The organism is bacterium, from assembly GCA_035281585.1.
Lineage (GTDB): Bacteria > UBA10199 > UBA10199 > DSSB01 > DSSB01 > DATEDP01.
Window position 1 is genome coordinate 19,162 of sequence record DATEDP010000077.1, and the last position, 8,872, is coordinate 28,033.

An 8,872-nucleotide genomic window follows, 5' to 3' on the forward strand; every position below is an offset into this window, starting at 1 on the left:
AAGTAAACTATTATGGATTCTCTAAAGGAATCCCTTCTCTCTTGAGAAAATAGTATGTACAATTAATTGTATTTATTGAACTTTTGGGTGATTTAATCAGAGCTTATGTACTCAAAACACCTTGTCAAATAATTGACAATCGGGGTATCAAAATACCCGGCTTTTCTGTGTACATTATCATTGGGGAAGGACAAAGGCGGGAGGAATATCCATGGCTAAACGAATCCCACCAATGGAATCGGCCACCTGGTTGCGGAGCAAGGGATAATTGCGGCCACCCGGAAGATAAAAAGGACCATAGGGCACCCGAACCGAACCACCGGATAAAACCACGGTTCCAGGCTCCCCTTCCGAGGCGGTAAATTCCCGTACATTTCCTAGATTGTCCCGAGTGCCATAAATAGAGACGTCGCGGTAGTGCTCCTGCCCCATCGGGTGCACCCCGATCGGCTGGGGGAAGGCGGTTTGGTTCCGATCGCCCTGGAAGGCGAAGCGGAAAATTCCATAATGGGGCAAGAAGTCATAGCCCCAAGGGTAGATCCATTCGAAGGAATTGGTGTCGACCTTGTTCTTCTCGTCGGCGGTGGCCAGCCGATAGTTTCGCCCCTCGGTCTCGGACCGCCAACGGACGTAGGCCTCCGCAGCGGTGTGGCTGATCGCGTTGATCGGCTGATCGTAATGAATCGGATCCCCGTTGGGATCGCGGTGGGTGGTCGGATCGATCAAACGATAGGTATGCCCCTGCTCACCGATGGTCGAAACGATCCGCCAATAAAAAACCCGGGAGGCGGCGTTCTCGTCTTCCTTGAAGATGCGGCTGACTTCGGCGGAAGTCAAATTGGCGGTCCGCACCGGCACCGGGGCTTTTCTCGGCATGTATTCCATGGCCGCCGCCACCTCACCCTTGGCCAGCAAAGCCGAGATGAAGCGGGCGTATTCCCGAACCGTCACCAGATTCTCGGCGATGGCGAAGGTCGGAATATGCTGAGCCCGCATCGGAAAGCTGTAACTATTGAACGGCATCCCCTCATGATAGAAATCCTGCCCGATATTGGCGTTGCCGCCCTGAACGACCCGCATGTGCCGGGGCACGAGGTCCGCCGGCGCCAAGGTCGCCTCGACCGTCACCGGCCTCTTCCAGACCACCGCGTTCCGCACCGCATCCAGTGAGACCTGCACCGGCACATTGACCGGCGCATAGCCCGGTTCATAAAATTCGAAGGCATAGTAGCCCGTCGGCAAAGCCAGCCGTTCCCTCACGTCCGAAAGCAAGCCCTCGGCGATCGGAGGGCCGGGCCGGAAATTGCCGGTTTCGTGGCCGTTGGAATCCACTTCCCGCTCCCAAGGAATGACCCGGAGCCTCGGATTGCCCTCGAAATCCTGGTTGGTTGACTGGAGCCGAACCTGGATCTGGGCGGTTCCGGTCAGCACTTCGCTGAACATGCGGCCGGAGGGGACCTCGAAATCGTTATCCCGAATGCGTTGCTCCAGCCGCCGACGCTCGCCCGGAGAGAGGCGGTCGCCGCCATCGGCCAGCTTTTCCCAGCTGATCTCGGCGATCATTTGCCGGGCGCCGGCGATATGCTCGTATTTGGTGGCCTCGTAGAGCCGGATGGTCAGGTCGTTGACGCCCTCCGACCAGTCTTTGCGCATCTCCCGCAACCGCTGCAGGTTGTTCTGACCCTGAATCCATTCGGTGGGATCGATCTTGGAAAGGACGTTGAAGCGCCGCCAATCCCAAGAGTCGGTGACTTGGCGCTGCAGGGACAGCCGGGCCCGCTTCAGCTCGTTCAAGGACTCCCGGTCGGCCTTGGCTCGGGCCATTAGCACCGCCTCGCGAAGTTCGGCGGCGCTTTGATAACGCTCTTCGGGATTGAAATGCATGGCCTTGCGCGCGATCTGCTCGATCTCGGCTAAGTATGGCGGAAAATCACCGACCAGGATCCGGCGAAAAGCCGGTGGGTCGAGGCCTTGCTCGTTTTTCATCATCAGCAGGGCGACCTGCTCGGGAATGTGGTGGTATTGGGTCCGCCCGATCAAATCCCAAACCGGCATCAAGCTCGGCTCGCCCTTGGACTTATCTCCGGGCCGAAACTCGCCGAAGGGGTGAACGCCGGTCGCGGTCTCGTAAAGGACGACTCCCAGGGCGAAGACGTCCCGCACCCGAGGGTTGCTCAATTTTTTGGTCGAGATGGCTTCGGGCGGCATGTAGCCCGGAGTTCCCGACATTTCAGTATTGCCGCTGTGGGTTCGGACGCCCGGCGATGGCCCCTTGCCGTCCGATCCGTTCTCCTGGGTGAAATGCTGGGCAATGCCCCAATCCAGGATCCGCAAGCGCCCGCTGCGATCGACCCGCATGTTATCGGGCTTGAGGTCCTTGTGCAGCACGCCGTGGTTATGGGCGTCGTGCACGCCGAGGCAAAGCTCGGCGAAAAGATCGATCCGCTTGGCCAAGGGAAATTCTCGGGTCATCGCCCGATCTCCGCGAGTGGACCCGGCGATAATGTCCGCGAAAACGTAGCCGGGAATGTACTCCATCACCGGCACGTAAATCTTGCTGGCCGGCGGCCATTCGAAGGAATCATAGATCGGGGCGGCCCAACCCGAGCCGAGAAGCTCGCTGATCCGAATCTCGCGGACGATGCGGTTGTAGGCGTCGGGATCCATCTCTCCTTTCGGCACCTTGATGACCGCGAGCCTTTCCGATCGGGTGCCCGCGATCTCGCGAAGGTCCCGGACCAAGAAAACTCGGCCGGCACCGCCTTCTCCCAATTCCTGAACGACCTCGTAGCGTCCTTCCGTCCCCGGGCCGAGCCGGGTGCCGGCAACGATCATCGGCACTTTGTTCCGACCTTCCCTACTTTCCCGAGCCACTTTGGCGGCCAAGCCGCCGCCGGCCGCCGGTTGGGTCGGTCGGCGGGCTCCATTTCCCGGCCCCTGCAGGGTCGGAACCCGGGCGCCCTCGGGCGAAGGCGGCGGCGAAGGCGGAACATCGTCATCATGCCGTGAGTTGAAAACCAAATGCTCGGTGCGAGGGTCGCGGGGAGAGCCGCGGCCGCCACCAGGATTCGCCAAGGCCAAGTTGGGGGCGGAGCCCAAATCGCCGAACCAAGAACCGCGCCGTCCCAACGTAAGAGTCAGCGTCTCGGAGCGCAGGTGAAGCTCCCGCTGCAAGGCGGAGTAACGCGGCCCCATGGCGGTCTCGAGCAAGCGGCCGCTGGCGTGGAATTGGAGGAAGGTGGAAAAAGCGTCGGTCAAGGTCGTGGCGCCGTCGACGGTCGGCCGCAGACCCGCCGCCTGCTCGAGACGGTGGGCCGCCATGATGCCGGTAAACATCGCGGCCTGGGGCAAGAGAGTCCGGGTCGCCTGAGGCAAGAAGCCGCTGCCGCGGGCCCAACGTTGGGCCGCCGCGCCGGCGCCGGCGCCGCCGAGTTTGAGCAGGCCCAAAGTGATCCCGGCGGTCGCGAATTCGGTGCCGAGGGCGCTCAAGCTCCAGTCCTGGGCTTGGCCGCTGGCCTGATGAAGTAGGCGGCCCGAAAGGACGAAGGCCGGAAGCTCGGCGCCGAAGGCGACGCTTGAAGCCAGGGCCCGGGCGCCGAAGCCGCGAGTCCAGGTCCCGGCCGAGCCGGCGAGCAAGCGGGCGAACATTCCGGTGCGCACGGTCGTGAAGGCCAAGCCGCCGAGAGCCATGCTGGCTAAGCCGATCGGGTTGGTGGTCTCGCGGACGAAGTTGCCGGCGAGGAACTCGACTCGGCCCCCGATCGCCCCCCGGCCCTCGATCGAATCGCTTTCCCGTTGAACCCGAGCCAGCAGATCGCGGTGGTTGGCGGGCCGACCCGGCAGGTCGGTTTCGAGGCTTTCGCGCATCAGCGAAAAACAGGCCAGCGCCAAATCCGGCCGCTCCGAGCGGTGGCGGCGGGCGAGATGAATCAAGCCGTCGTAGAAGAGCTCGGTGTCGGTTTCAGCGGCGAGGCTGACCAGCTCGGGCAAGAAACCCGGTGGAAAATTTTCCTGGAGAGCTTGGCGACGGCCTTCGGGAAGACGGTCCCAAGCCTGGCGAAAGCTCAGACCCTGAAGCAACGACTCCTGCAGAGGCCTCGGTTCGTCCGTTCCGGCTCTAGCGTCGAGTAGCGCCGCCGATAGATTTGCCGCAATAGGGAGCCGTGGCGAAGCCCCCAGGGCTTCGCGCGGCGAAAGCGCGCCGACGCGCGCGGATCCAATCCCCTGATACTGCTCGGTCATCTCCACTTCCAAAATTTCTGGTTTTCAAGAGATGCAAAATTATCGTGCCCTGTGCATTAAGGTTGCTAAGTATGGAAGATATCAAGCCAATTGCCAAGCTTTGGATTGACCATATATCGCCCTACATTGCATTTGTTAACATCCATATCCCCACTTGGGGATAATTGTAATTATTAATTAAAAATAGAGACTTATAAAAACTTGTCCCCAGCCGGGCCTCCGGGCTAACACAAGCCGCCGAAAAGTGCTTGAATCCCCTTAAAGGAGTCCCACCATGCCCCAAGCCCTCATCGTTGATGCCGTCCGCACCCCTCGAGGAAAGCGTGAAGGCAGCCTGAAATTCGTCCACCCCATCGACTTGGCCGCGGTGCCCCTCGAGGCCCTGCGCGAAAGAAACCGGCTCGATCCCCTTTTGGTCGAGGACGTTCTCTACGGCTGCGTCTCGCAACGCGACGCCCAGGACAACGTCATCGCCCGTGAAGCCGTGCTGGCGGCGGGTTGGCCGGTGGAAGTTCCCGGCGCCACGATCAACCGTTTCTGCGGCTCGGGCCTCTCGGCTTGCAACCTCATGGCCCACACCATCATGGCCGGCATGTCCGACGTCCTGATCGGCGGCGGCGTCGAGCACATGACCCGGGTCCCGATGGCGATCAACTTCGAGATGGCCGGCTCCAAATTGACCGAGCGCTTCGACCTCATCCCGCAAGGCTTCTCGGCCGAGCTCATCGCCCAAAAATTCGGCTTCACCCGCCGGCAGCTCGACGAATACGCGGTCCTCTCTCAAGAGCGGACGGCCAAAGCCTGGGAAGAGAAGCGCTTCGCCAAATCCATCATCCCGGTCACCGCCAAGGATGCCGAAGGTAAAACTTTCATTTTTGAAAAAGACGAGCATTTTAGGCCAGGAACCACAGTCGAAAAGCTGGCGAACTTAAAGCCGGTGTTTAAGGAGGACGGCGTCATCCACGCCGGCAATTCCAGCGGCATCGTCGACGGCTCGGCGGCGGTCCTCTTCGCCAGCGAGAAGGCCTGCGCCGAGCAAGGTTGGAAACCCCGGGCCCGGATCGTCGCCACCGTTGAGGTCGGTTCCGATCCGATCATCATGCTGCTCGGCCCCATCCCGGCCATCCAAAAGGTCTGCGCCAAGGCCAAGCTTAAAATCTCGGACATCGACCTTATCGAAATCAACGAAGCCTTTGCGCCGGTTCCCTTGGCGGTCATGCAAGAGCTCAAGCTCGATCCCGAAAAGGTGAACGTCAACGGCGGCGCCATCGCCCTCGGCCATCCCTTGGGCGCCACCGGCGCCATCCTGCTCGGCACGATCCTGGATGAGCTGGAGCGCCGCAACCTGCGTTACGGATTGGTGACGCTCTGCATCGGCCACGGCATGGGCGTCGCCACGATCATCGACCGGGAGGTCTGACCTTTCGGATCACTGGCACACGATCGCCTGGCAATCGGGGTCTTCGCAATCGGTCAGGCCGTCGGAATCGTTGTCCAAGCCGTCCTCGCAGTCGAGTTCTTGGATGATGCATTCGCAAAGGATTTGGTCGCAGGCGGCCCCGGGCTGGGCGAAGCACTCCTCCACCCCGGCTTGGCCGGCGCTGACGTCGCAGCCTTCGCCCGGATCGAGCACCGAGTTTCCGCAAGTCGTGCAGGCGCAAGCGACCGAAGAGAAATCGGGCTCTTCTTCGAAGAAGGGATCGCTGGTCGCCCCGCAAACGGTTCCGGGGGTGCCTTGACAATCGACGTTCTCATGGCACTGGTCTTCCACCGCCTTGTCGATTCGACAGATGCAATCGAAAAAGCAAAAGCTGATCGATTCTTCCGGATTGTCCTCCCAGGCTTGGCACTCGCCATCGCCGCAGTTTTGGGGAAAGCAGAAAAGCGGCGACGGGCAATCCTCCAAGCAAGGATCGAAGTCGGAGCACTCGCCCGCCAGCGGTTGGCAAGAGCCGTCGCCGCAGGTCTCGCCTTCGGGCAGCCCGAAACACAGGCTTTGAGTGCAATCCTTGGTGCAGTAATCGAAGACGTCGCATTCCCCGCTTGGGGGATCGCAAACTCCATCCCCGCAGGGAACGGTCTCGCATAAATCGCCAAGGCCATCTTGGTCGGTGTCGACTTGGCTGGGATTGGGGATCTCCGGGCAATTGTCCGAGAGGTTGGCGATCCCGTCGCAGTCCTCGTCACTGGAAACGGATCCGGGGCTGCAGACTTCCGGCCCATCGCCATTTCCGCAAGCCAAGCCCGCGACGAGGATACTGAGGAAAAAGATCCTTGAAATCCACCGAACCCACCTTCCCATAGCCTCTTGCTCCAAAGCCGGGTAGAATAACTTCCCCACGGGTTTAAGACAAAAATCGCGGCATTTTTGAGATTATCGTCGAAACAGCCATGAAGCGCCACATCCGACTCTTCATTTTACTGCTTTCGCTACTGCTGCCGGCAGTTTTGCTGAATGGCTGCCTTTCCGGTGCCGGCCCGCCCGCTCCCCTCGCCGAAATCCCCAGCTCGGTGGCCTTTCCGGAAAGCGTCGGGATCGACGTCTCCCAAGCCGGCGGCGGCGGCTCCTCGGCGGCACTGAAGGCCGCCAAGGTCAAGCTGCAGACCACGATCACCGATTTTTCGGACATCATCTCTTTGGGGCCGATTCTATTCAATGTCTTCAATTCCCTGCTCGACGACTTCCTCGGGCCCTTGGCGGATTTGGAGATTCCAGTGAGCCCCACCGTCCGTACTTTCGAGGGCCCAATGACTTTTGAGCCGGGACTGGTCGTCCCGGTCAAAATCGATTTCGCCGATTTCGACTTGGACGGAGACGGAAATTCCGAGGGATGCACCGGCTGCACCTGCCCCACCGGTTGCGCTCCCGAAGTCTCGGAATGTCCCCTCGAAACCGCCACCGCCAACCTGCGACCGATTTGCTACCGGATTTGGATAAGAGACACCGGTCAAACCGAGTTCACTCGCTTTTCCGCCGGTCGCATCGACCGCTACGCCACTCGAGACAACCCGGAAACCGAAGCCGACGAGAAAAACGCCGGAAATGGCGCCTTCCGCTTGGGCGTCGAGGCCGCCGAGCCGGATGGAGGGCGCAATCCTCTCGCCTTCGGCGTGCGTTATGCGCATCGCGATGACCAAGAACCCCAAAGGCAGGAAACCGAATTTTTCGTTCAAGACCGGAGCTTCAACCCCGACGGCTCGGCCCGAAGCTTCGACAATGTCCATGCCCTGGTGAATCAATCCCCATCGGATGTCGTCGATTCTCTGGAAAAGCTGGTCAAGCTGGATTTCCGCAGCTTGCCCGATCCGCCCGAGAGTCCGGGGATCGTTCAATACATCGGAGGTTTCCTGGACGACTTCGATTTTTGGAGCGGGACCTTCAATCTGCAAGACGTCGAGGGCCCCGATCCCATCCAAATCAGCGGCGAAAACGTCTGCGCCCTCATCTCAACGGGTGAGGCGACGGCCAGGGAAAATTGCTTGGACCTGGGGATCGACGTCGGCGGACAAGAATTTTTGGCCCCGGCCCTGGAATCCGACGTGGCCTTTCCCGCCGGATTCCCGGAAACTCCCACGTTTTAACGTCACTTTTCCCAAAATCAGCCGATCAATCCGTGTCTGGAAAGAAGGCTCGGAACCCAGGGGATTTCATGGGGGATGGCCTTGTCAAAAAGCACGCCGTCATCTTGAACGGCGACGTCGAAGCTCGGCATACCGAAAACGTCGAACGAGCCATTCGAGCCCTGCGCCGCGAAGGGGATTACCGGATCTCGGTCCTCTCGACCCAAGCGCCCAAGGCTCGGGTCGACCACTACGTCGCCGCCGAAGAAACCAAGCTCGAGGAACTGATTTCCGGCCTCAAATCCCGGATCGATGACGACGACCTGCTGGTCGTCTACGCCACCGGCCACGGCCAAAGCGACGGCGAAGGCTGCATCGCCTTGCCGAAAAAAAGCTGTCTTCCCTTTCAAAAGCTTCAAGCGGAGCTGGAAAAACTTTCCTACGGCCGTCGCATCGTCGTGATGGACAATTGCTTCTCCGGGAACGGGCTTCGCCTCTTCGCCAACTCCAAGACCAGCGTCGTCACTCAAGGCTCGCCCGGCGAAACGGTGAGCTGCCAAACCTTCAGCCCCTTTTTCTGGAGCGAAGACGTGAAAGACGCCGACGGCGACGGCAAAATCAGCGTCCAAGAGCGCTACGCCTTCGCCTTGGACCAAGGCCGGACAGCCTCGCTCACTCAATTCTTCAGCCCCGAGCCGGTGGGATTTTCGGGGGCCATCGCGGCCCGGCCCTTCAAAACCAAGGACGGCAAGCCCGTCGAGGTGAAAAGCGGAGCCGAGCTGGAAGCGCAGCTGGAAAAGTTGAAGCCCGGCCAATTGGCCGTGGTCGATTTCGGCGCCGACTGGTGCGTGCCTTGCGCCGCCTATCGGCCGACCTTCGAAAACATCAGCCGCGAATCCGCCGGCAAATTTCTCATGATTCGTGCCCAGGGCGTCAAAGGCAGCGAAGACGACTGGACCCAATACGGCATCAAGGAGTTCCCGACCGTCGCCTTCATCGACTCGAACCGCAAGGTCACGCCGGTCAGTCAAATCGACGACCCACTCGACTCGCTGCTCCTCGCGGCCCT

At 60.6% G+C, this 8,872-nt stretch carries 5 protein-coding genes; 3 read left to right on the forward strand and 2 right to left on the reverse strand.

Annotated elements, in window-relative coordinates; translation table 11 throughout:
- Nucleotides 1-177 precede the first annotated feature (177 nt).
- The gene (locus tag VJR29_06190) at nt 178-4,080 is read right to left on the reverse strand and encodes a bifunctional serine/threonine-protein kinase/formylglycine-generating enzyme family protein (protein HKY62988.1); all 3,903 of its coding nucleotides are present in this window, start codon (nt 4,078-4,080) and stop codon (nt 178-180) included.
- Between the two features lie 436 nt (nt 4,081-4,516).
- Here VJR29_06190 and VJR29_06195 point away from each other — a divergent pair, with 436 nt between their 5' ends.
- Entirely contained in the window at nt 4,517-5,662 is a 1,146-nt protein-coding gene (locus tag VJR29_06195; protein ID HKY62989.1) for an acetyl-CoA C-acyltransferase, read from the forward strand.
- A gap of 9 nt (nt 5,663-5,671) precedes the next feature.
- Here the strand turns inward: VJR29_06195 and VJR29_06200 are convergent, their stop codons facing one another.
- Complete coding sequence (locus VJR29_06200; protein HKY62990.1) at nt 5,672-6,544, reverse strand: thrombospondin type 3 repeat-containing protein; 873 nt, start codon at nt 6,542-6,544, stop codon at nt 5,672-5,674.
- Between the two features lie 89 nt (nt 6,545-6,633).
- Here VJR29_06200 and VJR29_06205 point away from each other — a divergent pair, with 89 nt between their 5' ends.
- A complete protein-coding gene (locus VJR29_06205) occupies nt 6,634-7,824 on the forward strand; it encodes a hypothetical protein (GenBank protein HKY62991.1) in 1,191 nt (396 codons plus the stop codon).
- Between the two features lie 68 nt (nt 7,825-7,892).
- Nucleotides 7,893-8,872: thioredoxin domain-containing protein (locus tag VJR29_06210; protein ID HKY62992.1), on the forward strand; the 980-nt coding region annotated here is incomplete at its 3' end.

Bases quoted from the DNA above. Each gene is read 5' to 3' on its own strand.
- VJR29_06195 (HKY62989.1), top strand. From the start codon at position 4,517: ATGCCCCAAGCCCTCATCGTTGATGCCGTCCGCACCCCTCGAGGAAAG.
- VJR29_06205 (HKY62991.1), top strand. From the start codon at position 6,634: ATGAAGCGCCACATCCGACTCTTCATTTTACTGCTTTCGCTACTGCTG.
- VJR29_06200 (HKY62990.1), bottom strand. From the start codon at position 6,544: ATGGGAAGGTGGGTTCGGTGGATTTCAAGGATCTTTTTCCTCAGTATC.